The sequence below is a fragment of the Mycobacterium sp. NGS27 genome (assembly GCF_059813005.1).
In genome coordinates, this window is record NZ_JCALDT010000001.1 from 730,205 (window position 1) to 746,313 (window position 16,109).

Genomic DNA, 16,109 nt, shown 5'->3' on the forward strand with positions numbered 1-16,109 from the left:
CCCCATGCACGCCGAGACCGAGCAAGTCATCGAACGACCCAGTGATCTCACCGCCTCCTGGCTGGCCGCGGTCATCGGCACCGGACCGATCGCCGATTTCTCGGTGGAGCGCATCGGTACCGGCCAGATGAGCGAGTGCTATCGCGTCCGGCTCAGTTATGCCGAAAGATCCGCGGAGGGGCCCGAGTCGGTGGTGCTGAAGGTCGCGGCCACCGATCCGGTCAGCCGGCAGACCGGCCTGGCGCTTGGGCTCTACGAGCGGGAGGTGCGCTTCTACGGCGAGATCGCGCCTCGTCTGGGCGGACCCGTCGCGCCCTGCTATCACGCCGCGGTCGACACCTCGACAGGCGTGTTCGATCTGTTGCTGGCGGACGCCGGCCCGGCGGTCGTGGGCGACGAAATCGCCGGCGCCACAGTGGAACAGGCCCACCTCGGGGCCGTCGAACTGGGTCGGCTGCACGGGCCGCTGCTCGGCGACGTCTCGCTGGCCGACGCGCCGTGGCTCAACCGCGCGGCTCCGCTGAACCAGGCCATGATCACCCCGTTGTATGCGGGTTTCGTCGACCGCTACGGCGACCAGATCGCGCCGGAGCACCGCGTGGTGTGCGAGCGCCTGATTGCCGCGTTCGACGGCTACCTGGCCTTGGAAAAGGAGGGCGCGGCGGAGGCGTCCGGGCGCGGGCGCGTCCAGGGCCTGGTGCACGGCGACTACCGCCTGGACAACATGCTGTTCGGCGCCGACCGCGCACTGACGGTGGTCGACTGGCAGACCGTGTCCTGGGGCCCGGCCCTGACCGACCTCGCCTACTTCCTCGGTTGCGCGCTGCCCACCGAGGACCGCCGACAGCACTACGACACGCTGCTGCGGGCCTACCACGAGGCGCTCGGTCCGCGGGCGCCACTCAGCCTGGCCGACGTCGCCGACGGTGTACGGCGGCAGAGCTTCTTCGGGGTGATGATGGCGATCGTCTCGTCGATGCTGGTCGAGCGCACCGACCGCGGCGACCAGATGTTCATGACGATGCTGCGCCGGCACTGCGACCACGTCCTCGACATCGATGCGCTGTCGACGCTGCCCGAAGCGGTAGCGCCCGAGCCGTTGCGGCCGTCGGCCGCGGACGAACTCGCCCACGATCCCACCGCCGAACCGCTGTGGAGTGAGAGCTGGTACGCCGATTTCGCCGATGCGGCACAGGGATTGGGCGGCTGGTTCCGGCTCGGCAGGGTGGCCAACGAGCACACCGCGTGGGTGCACGTGCTGTTGTGCGGACCCGACATGCCCACCGTCGCCGTCGACGCGCAAGTGCCGCTGCCGTCGGACCCATGGACCCTGCGCACCGACGACCTCGAGCTCGGCCACTCCGCCGACGTGCCCCTGCAGAGCTACCGCGTCGACGTGCGGGCGCGGGCCCAGTCCTATGCGGATCCGTCGGCGTTGTTGCGGGGCGAGCCCGGAACCCCGGCCGAGCTGACCATGAGCCTGGTCTGGGCCACCGACGGCACGCCGTACAAGTACGGCCTGACCACGCGTTACGAAATCCCGTGCACCGTCTCGGGTGGCGTCACGATCGACGACCGCCACTACCGCGTGGAATCCGTTGCGGGCCAACGTGATCACTCGTGGGGGGTGCGCGATTGGTGGGGCATGGATTGGCTGTGGAGCGCGCTGCACCTGGACGACGGCACCCACCTGCACGGCGTGAATATCCGGATCCCCGGGGCGCCCGCGTTCAGCATCGGCTACACCCAGGGTGCCGACGGCAAGGTCACCGAATTGCAGACCGTCGACTCACGGGAGTCGTTCGCCGACAACGGATTACCGCTGGACGCGACACTGGCGCTGGAGCCGGGGCAGATCACCGCGACCGTGGACGTGCGCGGTCAGGCCCCGGTCCGGCTCGTCGCGACGGACGGGCGGGCCAGCCAGTTTCCGCGCGTCTGGGCGACGATCAGCACCGCCGACGGGCGTAGCGGTGTCGGCTGGCTGGAGTGGAACCGCAACCTCGGCGAGCAGACTTAAGTGAGCGAACCGGCTCCCGTTGTGGTGATGGGCGTTTCCGGATCGGGCAAATCGACGGTGGGCGCGGCGCTCGCGCGGCGCCTGCGGGTCCCGTTCGTCGACGCGGACACCCTGCATCCGCCGGCCAACATCGCCAAGATGACGGCCGGCGAACCGCTCGACGACGACGACCGCTATCCCTGGTTGGAGCGGGTCGGCGACTGGTTGGCCGCCCACCGCGACGGCGGCGTGGCCAGTTGTTCAGCGCTGAAAAGGGCATATCGCGACCAGCTGCGCGCGCACTGCCCAGGGGTAACGTTCCTGCACCTTTCCGGTTCGGCGGAACTGATCGGCGGCCGGCTGGCCGCCCGCACCGCCCACTTCATGCCGGCCGCGCTACTGCGCTCCCAACTGGACACCCTGGAACCCCTCGGTCCCGACGAGGCCGGCATGATCCTCGACATCGGCCCCGACGTCGACGCGATCGTGGATATCGTGGTGAAGCGTCGCGACTAGCTGGGGCGGAGCCGTCCGTGTAGCATTATGCTACAGCTTGTCGCAAAATGTTGCATTGGAGGACGTCATGGCCGGGGCCGTCGATCGTGTGACGCGGGTTGCGTCCGACCTGATGGACAGCGCGGCGGCCGAGGGTGCCCGCCAAAGCCGCTCGGCAAAGCAGCAACTCGACCACTGGGCGCGGGTCGGGCGAGCGGTGTCCAGCCAGCACACCGCGTCGCGGCGACGGGTCGAAGCCGCACTCGCCGGCCACCTGGCGACCAGCGAACTCACGGTCGAGGAGGGCGTGGTGTTCAACGCCGAGGTCTCCGCGGCCATCGAAGAAAGCCTGGGGCGCGCCGACTACGGGGCGACGCTTGCCGGGCAGGGGGTGACCACCGTGGCCCTCAACGACGACGGCGAGATCGTCGAGCACCGCCCGGACGGCGCCGCGGTGGTGCTCGTGGCCGGGCGCTGACCCGGCGTTCGTCGGCGGTCCGGCGGTCCGATGGATCGACTTGATCTGGTGGTCGGGCCGAACGGCGCCGGTAAGTCCACGTTCATCGCGTTCACCCTGGCCCCACTGTTGCCCGGAAGCCTCGTGGTCAACGCCGACGAGATCGCGAGGCAACGCTGGCCGAACGATCCGGCGTCGCACGCCTACGAGGCCGCGCGCATCGCCGCGGACACCCGGACAAAGCTGATCGAACTGGGCCGGTCCTTCATCGCCGAAACGGTGTTTTCCCATCCGTCCAAGCTGGACCTCATCCACGAAGCCCGCGGCGCGGGCTTCACCGTCGCGCTGCATGTGCTGCTCATCCCGGAAGGCCTTGCAGTGGAACGCGTCCGGCACCGCGTGGCGGCGGGCGGACACGACGTGCCGGAAGCCAAGATTCGGCAGCGCCATCGCCGGCTGTGGATACCGGTCGCCGAGGCTATCGCCCTGTCCGACCTCGCCACGGTCTACGACAACAGCAGACTTCGCGGCCCGCGTATCGTGGCGCGACTCAACGGCGGCCTTACTGCCGGCGCGCCCCAATGGCCCACGTGGGCGCCGGAGAATCTGCGGGCGCGCTGGCCCGACTAACCGGCCTGCCCGCTCCGGTGGCTACCAGGACAGCTTGCGGCGGCCGGTGTCTACCTGACTGCCGACCCGCTCGCGAGCGCTGTCGGCCAGGTCGGTGCCGCGCTGACGGGCGGTTTCGGCTAACTCCTCGCCGCGCGCTCGCGCCGTGCCGGCCAGCTTCTCGCTGCGCTTGCGGGCCTTCTTGGCCAGTTTCTCGCTGCGTTTGCGGGCCTTCTTGGCCAGCGGCGCGGCGCGGTCGGCGGCGTCATCGGCGAGGTCTTCGCCGCGCTTACGCGCCTTCTCCGCCAGATATGCGGCGCGGTCGGCGGCCTCGTCGGCCCATTGCTCCCCGCGCTTGCGGGCCTTCTTCGCCAACGGCCTGCCGCGTTCCGCCGCGGTGCTGGCCAGTTCTCGGCCGCGTTCGAGTGCGGCTTCGGCGTAGGGCGCGCCGCGTTCCGCCGCGGTGCTGGCCAGTTCACGGCCGCGTTCGAGTGCGGCTTCGGCGTAGGGCGCGCCGCGCTCTGCGGCGGTGCTGGCCAGTTCGCGGCCCCGTTCGGCGCCGACCTGCAAGCCGTGGGCGATCCGATCACCCAGCTCGGAGAAATCGGCGTCGTCGGAACCGGGCCACGCCGACGACACCCGCTCCGAGAGCCGTTCGGCCGCTCGCCGGCCACGCCAGCCGAGCGAGGGCTTGCCAGCGGTGTCGGCGGAGGCGATCAACAGTCCCCCCACCAGGCTGAGGTCGGTGAGGAACTGCTGGCGTTTCTGGGCTTTGGCCACCGGGTCACTTTCGTTCCAGAACGAATGCGTCCCGAGGTTGGCGGGCAACACCGTCACCGCGAGCGCCGCCGACGCGATGCGGGGGAGTTTGCCGGTGGCAAGCAGCAGGCCGCCGCCGATCTGAACGGCCGCGGTGATCTGCGCGACCGTCTCCGGGTCGCTGGGGATGCTGCTGCTCACCGAATCCGGCAGCGCCTGAAGGCCGTCCACTGCCGGCGCGGCGGCCTCCGCCGCCGATTTGGGATTGAGCAGCGAATTGACTCCTTGCCCGATGAATGCCACTGATAACAGGGGTCGCGCGATTCTCCTGAGCACCATGGCCCGTGTATTACCCGGCTGTCTGTCGAGCAAACCGCGGCGGCAATATCCCCAGCTAGACCCGCATCGACATCACGGTGCACACCGATAGGGTGGAGCGCGTGCGAGCGTTGATCATCGTCGACGTGCAAAACGATTTCTGCGAGGGCGGCTCGGTGCCGACGGCCCGCGGCGCCGAGTTGGCGCCGGCGATCAACACCTATCTTTCCGGTGACCCGGGCTACCACTACGTCGTGGCGACCCAGGACTTCCACATCGACCCGGGTGATCATTTCTCCGAACACCCGGACTATTCATCCTCCTGGCCCGTGCACTGCGTCGCCGGAAGCGCGGGCGCGGATCTTCGCCCGGACCTCGACATCCGCCACCTCGACGCAGTCTTTCGCAAGGGCGCTCACGCCGCTGCCTACAGCGGTTTCGAGGGCGTCGACGAGCACGGGACGACACTGCTGAGGTGGTTGCGGCGGCGGGGGGTCGACGAGGTCGACGTCGTCGGCATCGCCACCGACTTCTGCGTGCGACGGACCGCCGAGGACGCGGCGGCGGCAGGCCTGACCACCAGGGTGCTGCTGGACCTGACCGCGGCCGCCGCCGCGGACTCGGCTGCCGAGGCGCTGGCAGAAATGCGCTCCGCCGGCATCGAGCTGGTTGGGGGACCCTAATGGTGGTGCCGCTGGATCGGCAAGGTCTGCTCGCCGCCGTGGAGCGTTCGCCGCAGGCGGCCGCCGCGCACGATCGCGCCGGGTGGGTGGGACTGTTCACCGGTGACGGCCGGATCGAGGACCCGGTGGGCTCGCGACCGCATGTGGGGCACGAGCAGATCGGGCGCTTCTACGACACCTTCATCGGTCCGCGTGACATCAAGTTCCATCGCGATCTCGACATCGTCGTGGGCACGACGGTGCTGCGCGACCTCGAGCTCGAGGTGGCGATGGGTTCGGCCGTGACGATGTACATTCCCGCCTTCCTGCGCTACGACCTCCGAGAAGCCAACGGCGAGTGGAAGATTGGCGAATTGCGCGCCTACTGGGAGCTTCCCGCCATGATGTTGCAGTTCCTGCGCACGGGTTCGGGTGCCCTGCGGCCCGCCCTGAACCTGTCCAAGGGGCTGTTGAGCAATCAAGGCTGGCGTGGCACCGCGGGTTTCGCGGCCGGATTCCGGCGGGTGGGAGCGCGCCACCAGCGGCTGCTGACGACGTTCCTCGACGCAGTCGCGCGGAAAGACAGCTTCTCCGCGGCGCGAGTGCTGTCCTCGGATGCCGCAATAACTTTGGGCGATCGTGACCCGCTCGAGCTGGCCGAACTGATGGAGCAACTGGACGGGGTCGGCGCAACCAAGATGAACAGCGCCGGCCCCACCGTGGCCGTCTCACTCAACTCGGGTCACGGGCGCGCCATCGTGTTCGCCGACATGGCTTGGCGCGGCAACGCCATCAACCGGATCAGGTATTTTCCCGCCTGATCCACCGGTTTCAGGCTTGTCGCACGACCACCATCAACGCCAGCGATGCCGCGGACAGGCACAGGTACGCGCCCGGAAACGCGATGTTGTACAGGACGTGCGCCCTCAGGTGGGTCGCCACCGCCCCGACGAAAAATGCAACGAGGCCCGCGGCGGCCGCCACGCCCAACTGCCACGGACCCACGAGGCCGACAACGATGCCGGCGGCTCCGGCCAACTTCGCCGCGCCAAGCGCCGGTAACCACGACCGCGGCACCCCGACCTCGGCAGAGTTCGCGAGCACGAATCGCGCCGGAACGAAGTCGGCGATGGCGATCGCGGCGGTGATCGCGGCGGTGATCAGCGTGATCACGACAAGTGCGGTGTTCATCTGGGCCAATCCTTTGTCGCGCAGCAAATTCCGCACCGGCGGGTCGGGTGCGCACGCTGCGCGCCACGGCGCACAATCGGTAAGGTCATGGTGCTTGTCTCCTTTGCCACAGGAAGTCCGTTGGACGCGGTCACCTTCTTGACGGCTTTCGCGCGGAAAAGGTGACCCATGAGCGCAACAAGGGATTTGGCGGATCTGGCGGCGCGTTTCGACGCCGACCGACGACATCTGAGGTCGGTCGCGTTCCAGCTGCTGGGCTCGGTGGCCGACGCCGAGGACGCCGTGCAGTCGGCGTGGCTCAAGGCTAGTCGTGCCGACTTCGACGCCGTGGAGAATCTCACGGGCTGGTTCACGACGATCACCGCGCGCGAGGCGTTCGACCACCTTCGGGTGCGCAAGCGTCGCGCCGAACAACCCCTCGCCGGGCCCGACGAACTGGACCGGCTGGCCCAGACGGCGTCGGCGCCGGCCGACGAGGACGCGCTGCTGACGGAGTCGGTGAGCAGCGCGCTGCTCGTCGTGCTCGACCGGCTGTCCCCGGCGCAGCGTGTCGCCTTCGTGCTGCACGACGTTTTCGCGATGCCGTTCGAACAGATCGCCGCGGTGATGCATCGGTCACCGGACGCAGCCAAGAAGCTGGCCAGCAGGGCGCGCGGCCGGGTGCACGCGCGGCCGGCCGCCCCTGCGCGCCGCACGGCCCACCACCTCGAGGTGGTGGAGGCGTTCCTGGCGGCCTCCCGCGGCGGTGATATCGCCGGCCTGCTCGAACTGCTGGCTCCCGAGGTGGTGCGCACGGTTGATCCGGCCCTCGTCCCGGCCGACGTGCCAACGACGTTGCGCGGTGCCCCCGAGGTCGCCAACGAGACTCGCCGGTTCGCGCAGCGGGCGCGCGCTGGTGCTGTCATGCTCATCGACGGGGCACCGGGCATCGTGCTCGCGGCCCACGGGCACGCGCAGGTCCTGCTGGTGATCGGCATCGGCGCCGACGGTCGCATCCACACGATCGACATCACCGGCAATGCCGAGCGGATCCGTCGGACCGCGCTGACGCTGCCCCGGTGGCCGATCCACGAACGTCACGATCTGATCGGGTAATAAGGACGTCAGACACAGCCGGCCGGGAAGCCGGGCGCGGGGCAAGACCGGGAGAGTCATGCTCGATAGGCCGTTCGGACGGCGCAACCTGCTGCGGGGCGCCGGCGCGCTTTCTGCCGCCGCGCTGGCACCGTGGCCGGCCGGGTGCGCCCCCGAAGACGACGCCCTCACCTTCTTCTTCGCGGCCAACCCGGACGAGCGCGACGCCAGGATGCGCATCGTCGACGAATTCACGCGCCGTCATCCCGATATCAAGGTTCGGGCGGTGCAATCCGGTCCCGGCGTCATGCAACAGCTTTCAACGTTTTGCGTCGGCGGCAGATGCCCCGACGTGCTCATGGCGTGGGAACTGACCTACGCCGAACTCGCCGACCGCGGTGTGCTGCTGGACATGAACACGCTGTTGGCGCGGGACAAGGCGTTCGCCGACCAGCTCAAGGCGGACAGCATCCCGGCGCTGTACGAAACCTTCACATTCAACGAAAAGCAGTACGCGCTGCCCGAACAGTGGTCGGGCAACTACATGTTCTACAACAAGCGGCTCTTCGCCGAGGCCGGGGTGCCGGCGCCGCCCAAGACGTGGGAGCAGCCTTGGGATTTCACCGAATTCCTGGACACGGCGCGCGCCCTGACCAAGCGTGACGCCGCCGGGCGGGCGTCGCAATACGGTTTCGTCAACACCTGGGGTTCTTACTATTCAGCCGGCCTTTTCGCGATGAACAACGGCGTCGCCTGGTCCAGCCCGCGGCTCAATCCGCCCCACCTCAACTTCGACGACGCGGCGTTTCAAGAAGCGGTGCAGTTCTACGCCGATCTGGCTAACACATACCGGGTTGCGCCCAACGCGTCTGAGACGCAGTCGATGTCGACACCCAATCTTTTCGCGGTCGGACGGGCGGCGATCGCGCTCGGCGGGCATTGGCGCTACCAGACCTACATCCGGGCCGAGGATCTGGATTTCGATGTCGCGCCGTTGCCGGTAGGCCCGGCGCTGGGAAAGGGTCACGCCGCGTGTTCCGATATCGGCGCCACCGGACTGGCCATCTCGGCGAGCAGCCCCCGCAAAGAGCAGGCGTGGGAATTCGTGAAGTTCGCGACCGGTCCCGTCGGGCAAGCGTTGATCGGTGAATCCCTTTTGTTTGTTCCCGTGCTGCGCTCAGCGCTGCAGTCGGACGGATTCGCCGAGGCTCATCGACGGCTCGGCAATCTCGGTGTGCTCACCGAAGGGCCGGCGTTTTCACAGGGCCTGCCGATCACACCGGCGTGGGAGAAGGTCAATGCCTTGATGGACCGCAACTTCGGGCCCGTCCTGCGCGGCAACCGGCCGGCCACGTCGTTGAGCGGATTGTCCCGCTCCGTAGACGAAGTGCTGCGCAGCCCATGACCTCGACGGGCGCACCTGGCGCGACAGCTCCGGCCGGCCGGGCGAAAACGACGCATAAGGACCCGAGCCCGTGGCGCCGGCACGCGTGGGCGGGCCGGTTGTTGGTGGCACCCAACATGGCGGCGGTCGCCGTGTTCATGCTCTTTCCGCTGGGTTTCTCGCTGTACATGAGCTTGCAGCAGTGGGATGTGTTCACCCCACCGAAATTCGTGGGCCTGAAGAACTTCGGAGAGCTGTTCACCTCCGATCCTCTCTTCGTGATCGCGATCCGCAACACGGTGATCTTCACCCTCGGAACGGTCGGGCCGACGGTCCTCATCAGCCTGGCCGTCGCCGGGGTGCTCAACCAGAAGGTCAGGGGCATCGGCGTCTTCCGCACGATCGTCTTCCTGCCGCTGGCTATTTCATCGGTCGTGATGGCGGTGGTGTGGCAGTTCGTTTTCAATACCGACAACGGCTTGCTCAACATCATGCTCGGCTGGGTCGGGCTTGGTCCGGTCCCGTGGTTGGTGGATCCCCATTGGGCCATGGCCTCACTGTGCATCGTCAGCGTCTGGCGCAGCGTGCCCTTCGCCACCGTCGTCTTGCTGGCGGCGATGCAAGGCGTTCCGGGAACGGTCTACGAGGCGGCCAAGATCGACGGCGCCGGCGAGATAAGGCAATTCGTCTCCATTACCGTCCCGTTGATCCGGGGGTCGATCTCGTTCGTGATCATCATCTCGGTGATCCACGCCTTCCAGGCGTTTGACATGGTCTATGTCCTCAACGGACCCAGCGGCGGGCCGGAATCGGCGACCTACGTCCTGGGCATCATGCTGTTCCAGCACGCGTTCTCCTTCCTCGAATTCGGATACGCCTCCGCGCTGGCGTGGGTGATGTTCGCCGTCTTGCTGGTGCTGACCGTGGTGCAGCTGCGCGTCAGCCATCGACGATCTTTGGAGACTTCGCGTGGGCTTAAGTGAGGGTGTCATCAGGCGCACCGTGGTGCGCGGCGGCATCGTGTATGGCGCGTTGCTCGCCGTCGCCTGGTGCGCGCTGTTCCCGATCGCGTGGGCGGTGTCGGGCTCGCTGAAAACCGAAGGCGAGGTCAGCGAGCCCACGCTGTTGCCGGCTCACCCGCGGTGGTCCAACTACACCGAGGTGTTCACGCTGATGCCGTTCGGACGAATGTTTTTCAACACCGTGCTGTACGCGGGCTGCGTCACCGCGGGACACGTCTTCTTTTGCTCGCTGGCCGGATATGCCTTCGCGCGGCTGGATTTCCGTGGCCGCGACGCGCTGTTCGTCGTGTATCTCGGCACGTTGATGGTGCCCCTGACGGTCACCGTGATCCCGCAGTTTCTGGTGATGCGAACCCTGGGCTGGGTCGATACGCCGTGGGCCATGATCGTGCCGGGTTTCTTCGGCAGCGCATTCGGCACGTACCTGATGCGGCAGTTCTTTCGCACCCTGCCCACCGATCTGGAGGAGGCGGCGATACTCGACGGTTGTTCGCCATGGCAGGTCTACTGGCGGGTCCTGCTGCCCCACGCGCGCCCGGCGGTGATGGTGCTCGCCGTGCTCACGTGGGTCAACGTCTGGAACGACTTCCTGTGGCCGCTGCTGATGATTCAGCGCGACAGCCTGGCCACCCTGACCCTGGGCCTGGTCCGGATGAAGGGCGAGTATGTTGCCCGGTGGCCGGTCCTGATGGCAACCTCGATGCTCATCATGCTGCCCCTGGTCGCCATCTACGCGGTGGCGCAACGCTCCTTCGTCCGGGGAATCGCCGTCACCGGGATGGGCGGCTAGCCATGGCCTCGGTGACATTCGAGCAAGCGACCCGGCGCTACCCGGGAGCGGACCGGCCCGCCCTGGACAACCTCGACCTCGTCGTCGACGACGGCGAATTCGTCGTCCTGGTAGGGCCGTCCGGGTGCGGCAAGACGACGTCGCTGCGAATGGTGGCCGGGCTGGAAGCCGTGGACTCCGGGCATATCCGGATCGGCGGGCGAGACGTCACCAACGTCGATCCCAAGGATCGCGACGTTGCGATGGTTTTTCAGAACTATGCCCTCTACCCACACATGACGGTGGCCCAGAACATGGGCTTTGCCATGAAGATCGCTAAGACGCCGAAGGGCGAGACTCGTCAGCGGGTGCTGGACGCGGCGAAATTGCTTGACCTGCAACCCTATCTGGATCGCAAGCCGAAGGACCTGTCCGGCGGCCAACGCCAGCGAGTGGCGATGGGCCGCGCGATCGTCCGCCGGCCCCGGGTGTTCCTGATGGACGAACCGCTGTCCAACCTCGACGCCAAACTCCGGGTGCAGACCCGTAACCAGATCGCCGCATTGCAACGGCGGTTGGGCACTACCACCGTCTACGTCACCCACGACCAGGTCGAGGCCATGACCATGGGCGATCGTGTAGCCGTCCTGCGCGACGGCGTGCTGCAGCAGTTCGCACCACCCCGCGAGCTCTACCGAAACCCGGACAACGTCTTCGTGGCGGGTTTCATCGGATCGCCGGCAATGAACCTGTTCACCCTTCCCATCGTGGATTCCACTGTGGCGTTGGGCGATTGGCCCATAACCCTGCCCCGGGACATCGCCAGCGCCGCAGGCGAGGTCGTGGTCGGGGTTCGTCCCGAACATTTCGAGCTGGGTGGTCTCGGCGTCGAGATGGAGGTCGACGTGGTGGAGGAACTGGGGGCGGATGCCTACCTGTATGGGCGAATCACCGGGTCCGGCAAGGTAATCGATGCGCCTATCGTCGCGCGGGTCGACGGACGCAACCCACCACAGAAGGGCAGCAGGGTGCGTCTGCACCCGGAGCCCGGGCACCTGCACTTCTTCGGTGTGGATGGCCGCCGAATCCGTTGATCCACTGGGTTGGGTCGAGGTACCTACCCGCGGGAGCAGCGGAGTGCATGAACGCGACGCTGGACGCGCGCGACGTCGTCGGGGGAGGGCAGCTGGTTGGTGATGCGGGTGATCTCCACGCCGATGTCGATGGAGCTTATGGGCCAGAGCCGGCGCGCGATGAGATCCCTTGCGATGGTGGTGATGTCGTCACCGCAGACCCGTCGGCGCGTCAACGCCACCAATGGCACATGCCGGGCGGCCGGCATGCCCGAGGGATAGCCGGCCCGCACGAAAGCCACGATGCTCGTCACCCAATGGGACAGGTCCATGTGTCCACCTCGCTAACCGCCGCAAGTTGCGCGTGAGCGGCAGTGCTTGCTTGTAGCAACGTACCATCGGCAATGTCATCAGCTGAGTAACGCCACACAGTTAAACGCATTTTTTATGGCCGGGGAAATTGGCGCATCGAGAGTGACTTCGGTGACGATTCGCCGAACGTGGCGCGCCGTAACGGTCTTTGGCCGCAAGGCTTTCTAGTATTGCCGCGTGGTGGATCGCTATGGAACCGATGTCCTCGCCGCGGGACGACGTAAGCCTCGCTCGACCGAGCATCCTGCCGAACCGGGCCTGGTGGTCGAGGACGTGGCGACGGGATACGTCGGCGCGGTGGTGCGGGTCGAATACGGGCGAGTGGACCTCGAAGACCGGCGTGGTCACGTGCGTGGGTTCCCTTTGGGCCCTGGGTATTTGCTTGAGGGGCGGCCCGTCATCCTCACCGAGCCGCGCCGGCCGGGACCGACCGCCGCGGGCAGGACCGCTTCGGGTTCGGTCGCCGTGTCCGGTGTCCGCGCGCGCGTCGCCCGGGCCAGCCGCATCTACGTTGAAGGTCGCCACGACGCCGAGCTCATCGCGCAGGTGTGGGGTGAGGACTTGCGAATCGAAGGCGTCGTCGTCGAGCAACTCGGTGGCGTCGACGACCTGGAGGAGATCGTCGCCGAGTTCGCCCCGGGGCCGGGGCGCCGGCTGGGGGTACTCGTCGATCACCTTGTCGCGGGTTCCAAGGAGGCGCGCATCGCCGATGCGGTGCGGCGGGGCCCGGGCGGCACCGACACCCTGGTCGTCGGTCATCCCTACGTCGATATCTGGCAGGCCGTGAAACCGCAGCGGCTGGGTCTGGACGCCTGGCCCACTGTGCCGCGGCAGGTGGAGTGGAAGCACGGCGTGTGCCAGGCGCTCGGTCTGCCGCACAACGGTCAGGCGGACATCGCCAGGGCCTGGCGGCACATCCGTTCGCGGGTGCGCGACTGGAACGATCTCGAGCCGGCACTGATCAGCCGGGTCGAAGAACTCATCGACTTCGTCACGGCGCCGGTCGCCTGATACCGCGGCCGGCGGACCACGGCTGAAGCCCGTCGGGCTAGTTAGGCTACGCTGGCCGATGTCCCGACCGGCGGGACGGAAACAGGGCGTATGCAGGGCATTTTCGGCGTATTCATCGGCACATTCCTCATCGGTCTTCGTGAAGGCCTAGAGGCGTCGCTCATCGTGAGCATCGTCGCTGCCTTCCTCAAGCGGAACGGCTCGACGGTCCGGCCGATGTTTGCCGGTGTCGCCGTGGCGGTGCTGCTGAGCGTCGGCGTGGGCGTCGGCCTCGACCTGTTCGCCGCCAGCCTGCCGCAGCCCCAGCAAGAGATGATGGAAACCGTCATCAACGCCATCGCGGTGGTGTTCGTGACGTCGATGATCATCTGGATGAACGGCAACGCCGCGCAGCTCAAGGGGGAACTCGAGCGCGAGGCCCGTCAGGCGGTCAACCGCGGTGGCGCGTTCGCCCTGGCTGCGATGGCGTTCCTTGCCGTCCTCAAGGAGGGCTTCGAGACGTCGGTGTTCTTGCTGGCCGCCGCCGAGACGTCGCATGGCAATCGGTGGTTCGCCGTGCTGGGCGGCGCCGTGGGCATCCTGACCTCGGTCGGGCTCGGCGTGGGCCTGTATTACGGCGGCTTGCGGATCAACCTCGGCCGGTTCTTCCGGGTCACCGGGGTGTTTCTGGTGCTGATCGCCGCCGGGCTGGTGCTCGGCGCGCTGCGCACCGCGCACGAGGCCGGTTGGGTGAGCATCGGCCAGCAACAGGTGCTCGACCTGTCCGGCTTGATACCCAGCAATTCGGTGCTGGGTGCGGCGACGACCGGGGTGTTCGGCATCCCCGCCGACCCACGGCTCATCGAGGTGCTGGGCTGGCTGCTGTATGCCGTGCCCGTTCTGGTCGTTTTCCTCTGGCCCACCCGGCTCGCGGCCGCGCCGCGAGCCCGCGCCCGGCTGTTGGCGGCGACGTCGGCGGTGCTACTCGTGGTCGGGGCGGTGCTGGTGATCATGACGCCGGCCGCCGCCTCGCCGCCGACGCCGGGGGCGCGCACCGTCACCGACCGCTCCGGCCACGCCGCCGCGGTGTCGATAGTCACGGGACCGCACGGCCGCGAGCTGAGCGTCGTCCCCCAGGGCACCTCGACCGTCCACAACATCGTGCTCGTCCCGGCAGACGCCCAGACGGTGGACGGCGTGCCGGTACAGGTATGGCAGGTTTCCGAGGCCGCCGGGGCCGACGGTGCGCCGGAAGTCACGCTGGATCAGTTGCTGACCATGACGGGGGGCCGGCTGCCGGTCGGCCTCGCGGCGGGACGCACCCCGGGGCCGTTTCAGGGTCAGTGGTCGACGACCACGGTCTATACCGTGTTCGCGCGAGGCGATTCCGTGGTCAGTGCGCACGCGACGAGCAACCGCACGGCGCTGTTGACCGGCGGAGGGTTGACGGGCGCCAAAACCGTCAGCCTTGGCGGGCTGGCGACCGACTGGTCCACGTCCGCTGCCGAAGACCACTCGACACTCGCCGAGATCGTGGCCAGCGAGCGTCGTCACGGCGAGCGGCAGCTCTGGAATGTGTGGCTTCCACTGGTATTGGCGGGTTTTGCGTTGGCTTGCGCACTGGCGGCGGTAGCCTCGCTGCGCGCGGACCGCCGGCAAGATTATGAGAGGAAATCGGTTGATGGTGAGTCGCATCGCCTGGGCAGCGTCCCGGTCTCGTGAATACTGGTTGACTGCAACGGCTCTTGTTGCGGTGGCGGTGTTGCCGGTGACCGCATGCAGCCACTTGGGCGACAACTCGAGTCATGCCCAGCCGGCGAAGCCGGGGGCTACCAACGCGGTCAAGGTCACGATGGCGAACAACGGTGGTCAGGACGGCTGCACGCTGGACACTACCAGCGTGCCCGCCGGGCCGGTGACCTTCACCGTCGCCAACACGAACGCACCCGGAATCAACGAGGTCGAATTGCTCAGGGACCAGCGCATTGTGGGCGAGAAGGAGAACCTTGCACCCGGCCTGGACCCGGTGTCGTTCACGGTCTCGCTGGACGGCGGCGCCTACCAGCTGTACTGCCCGGGGGCGAGCACCGAATACCAGACCCTGACGGTGTCGGGCAAAGCGCCGGCGACGCCGACGGGCACCGTGGCCAGCGTCCTCGGGCAGGGCACCAAGGATTACGCGGCCTACATCGTCAACCAGATCGGCCAGCTCAACGACGGCGTGAAGGCGCTCGATGCCGCCGTGCAGTCGGGCAACGTCGACGCGGCGAAGGCGGCCTACGCCAAGGCCCGGTTGTTCTGGGAGCGTTCGGAATCCACGGTGGAGGGTTTCGTGCTGCCGGGCTTCGCGGTCGGCGACAACGCCGGCAACCTGGATTATCTGATCGACATGCGTGAGTCGACGCCGGTCGACGCCAAGGTTGGCTGGAAAGGCTTTCACGCCGTCGAGCGCGATCTGTGGCAGGGCGGCGCTATCACGCCCGGAACGAAGGCGCTCAGCACCGAATTGGTCGGCAACGTCGGCAAATTGAACGGCATTGTGGCGAGCCTGCAGTACAAACCCGAAGACCTGGCCAACGGTGCCAGCGACCTGATCGAAGAGATCCAGAACACCAAGATCACCGGAGAGGAAGAGGCCTTCAGTCACATTGACTTGGTGGACTTCTCGGGCAACGTCGAAGGCGCCCAGCAGGCGTACGCCTCGTTACGGCCGGGCCTGGAGAAGATCGACGCCAACCTGGTTCACCAGATCGATCAGCAGTTCCAGACCGTGCTCGCCACCTTGGACGGGTATCGCGACCCAGCCGCGCTCGGCGGCTACAAGACCTATACCCCGGCGCTGAAGGCCAGCGACGCTCCCAAGTTGACCGCGGTGATCCAGCCGCTGCACCAGAGCCTGTCCACCGTCGCCCAAAAAGTCGTCACGGCAGGCTGA

Annotated in this window: 15 protein-coding genes and 2 pseudogenes; 14 read left to right on the forward strand and 3 right to left on the reverse strand. The window is 67.6% G+C overall.

From position 1 onward, the window contains the following. The first annotated feature begins 4 nt into the window (after positions 1–4). The 4 genes from AC5Y30_RS03110 to AC5Y30_RS03125 all read left to right on the forward strand — a co-directional run bounded on the left by AC5Y30_RS03110 (position 5) and on the right by AC5Y30_RS03125 (position 3,581). A complete protein-coding gene (locus AC5Y30_RS03110) occupies positions 5–2,020 on the forward strand; it encodes a DUF7064 domain-containing protein (protein ID WP_499916189.1) in 2,016 nt (671 codons plus the stop codon). Then, positions 2,021–2,515: a gluconokinase gene (locus AC5Y30_RS03115; protein WP_499916190.1), complete on the forward strand. Its 495-nt coding sequence runs from the start codon at positions 2,021–2,023 to the stop codon at positions 2,513–2,515. It begins immediately after the preceding gene. A gap of 67 nt (positions 2,516–2,582) precedes the next feature. Continuing rightward, positions 2,583–2,972: a TA system antitoxin ParD family protein gene (locus tag AC5Y30_RS03120; protein WP_499916767.1), complete on the forward strand. Its 390-nt coding sequence runs from the start codon at positions 2,583–2,585 to the stop codon at positions 2,970–2,972. Between the two features lie 30 nt (positions 2,973–3,002). Continuing rightward, a complete protein-coding gene (locus AC5Y30_RS03125; RefSeq protein WP_499916192.1) occupies positions 3,003–3,581 on the forward strand; it encodes an ATPase in 579 nt (192 codons plus the stop codon). Positions 3,582–3,602: 21 nt separating this feature from the next. Here AC5Y30_RS03125 and AC5Y30_RS03130 read toward each other — a convergent pair whose 3' ends face one another. After that, positions 3,603–4,658: a DoxX family protein gene (locus tag AC5Y30_RS03130; RefSeq protein WP_499916194.1), complete on the reverse strand. Its 1,056-nt coding sequence runs from the start codon at positions 4,656–4,658 to the stop codon at positions 3,603–3,605. 101 nt (positions 4,659–4,759) lie between these two features. Here AC5Y30_RS03130 and pncA point away from each other — a divergent pair, with 101 nt between their 5' ends. After that, positions 4,760–5,320 carry a pyrazinamidase PncA gene (gene pncA / locus AC5Y30_RS03135; RefSeq protein ID WP_499916196.1) on the forward strand — a complete coding sequence of 187 codons (561 nt, stop codon included), beginning with the start codon at positions 4,760–4,762 and terminating at the stop codon, positions 5,318–5,320. Then, a complete protein-coding gene (locus tag AC5Y30_RS03140; protein WP_499916197.1) occupies positions 5,320–6,120 on the forward strand; it encodes a ketosteroid isomerase family protein in 801 nt (266 codons plus the stop codon). The genes pncA and AC5Y30_RS03140 overlap by 1 nt, the downstream gene beginning before the upstream one ends. Positions 6,121–6,130: 10 nt before the next feature. Here AC5Y30_RS03140 and AC5Y30_RS03145 read toward each other — a convergent pair whose 3' ends face one another. Continuing rightward, entirely contained in the window at positions 6,131–6,490 is a 360-nt protein-coding gene (locus tag AC5Y30_RS03145; RefSeq protein WP_499916198.1) for a DoxX family protein, read from the reverse strand. Positions 6,491–6,658: 168 nt separating this feature from the next. On the opposite strand from AC5Y30_RS03145, the pseudogene AC5Y30_RS03150 reads away from it, so the two are divergent. The 5 genes and pseudogenes from AC5Y30_RS03150 to AC5Y30_RS03170 form a co-directional block, all read left to right on the forward strand. Continuing rightward, positions 6,659–7,582, forward strand: a pseudogene (locus tag AC5Y30_RS03150) (sigma-70 family RNA polymerase sigma factor); the annotation flags it as partial. Between the two features lie 61 nt (positions 7,583–7,643). Continuing rightward, entirely contained in the window at positions 7,644–8,969 is a 1,326-nt protein-coding gene (locus AC5Y30_RS03155) for an ABC transporter substrate-binding protein (RefSeq protein WP_499916200.1), read from the forward strand. Between the two features lie 54 nt (positions 8,970–9,023). Beyond that, a pseudogene (locus AC5Y30_RS03160) lies at positions 9,024–9,931 on the forward strand (carbohydrate ABC transporter permease). Between the two features lie 7 nt (positions 9,932–9,938). Next, a complete protein-coding gene (locus AC5Y30_RS03165; protein WP_499916769.1) occupies positions 9,939–10,760 on the forward strand; it encodes a carbohydrate ABC transporter permease in 822 nt (273 codons plus the stop codon). 2 nt (positions 10,761–10,762) lie between these two features. Then, positions 10,763–11,833, forward strand: coding sequence for an ABC transporter ATP-binding protein (locus AC5Y30_RS03170; protein ID WP_499916203.1), 1,071 nt, complete (start codon positions 10,763–10,765; stop codon positions 11,831–11,833). Between the two features lie 23 nt (positions 11,834–11,856). Here AC5Y30_RS03170 and AC5Y30_RS03175 read toward each other — a convergent pair whose 3' ends face one another. Next, positions 11,857–12,144 carry a DUF3349 domain-containing protein gene (locus AC5Y30_RS03175; protein ID WP_499916205.1) on the reverse strand — a complete coding sequence of 96 codons (288 nt, stop codon included), beginning with the start codon at positions 12,142–12,144 and terminating at the stop codon, positions 11,857–11,859. A gap of 217 nt (positions 12,145–12,361) precedes the next feature. On the opposite strand from AC5Y30_RS03175, the gene AC5Y30_RS03180 reads away from it, so the two are divergent. The 3 genes from AC5Y30_RS03180 to efeO all read left to right on the forward strand — a co-directional run bounded on the left by AC5Y30_RS03180 (position 12,362) and on the right by efeO (position 16,109). Continuing rightward, positions 12,362–13,195: a DUF3097 domain-containing protein gene (locus AC5Y30_RS03180; protein WP_499916207.1), complete on the forward strand. Its 834-nt coding sequence runs from the start codon at positions 12,362–12,364 to the stop codon at positions 13,193–13,195. 90 nt (positions 13,196–13,285) lie between these two features. Further along, positions 13,286–14,896 (forward strand): iron uptake transporter permease EfeU, encoded by a 1,611-nt coding sequence (efeU, locus tag AC5Y30_RS03185; protein WP_499916209.1) that lies wholly within the window; start codon positions 13,286–13,288, stop codon positions 14,894–14,896. A gap of 37 nt (positions 14,897–14,933) precedes the next feature. Then, positions 14,934–16,109: an iron uptake system protein EfeO gene (gene efeO / locus AC5Y30_RS03190; protein WP_499916771.1), complete on the forward strand. Its 1,176-nt coding sequence runs from the start codon at positions 14,934–14,936 to the stop codon at positions 16,107–16,109.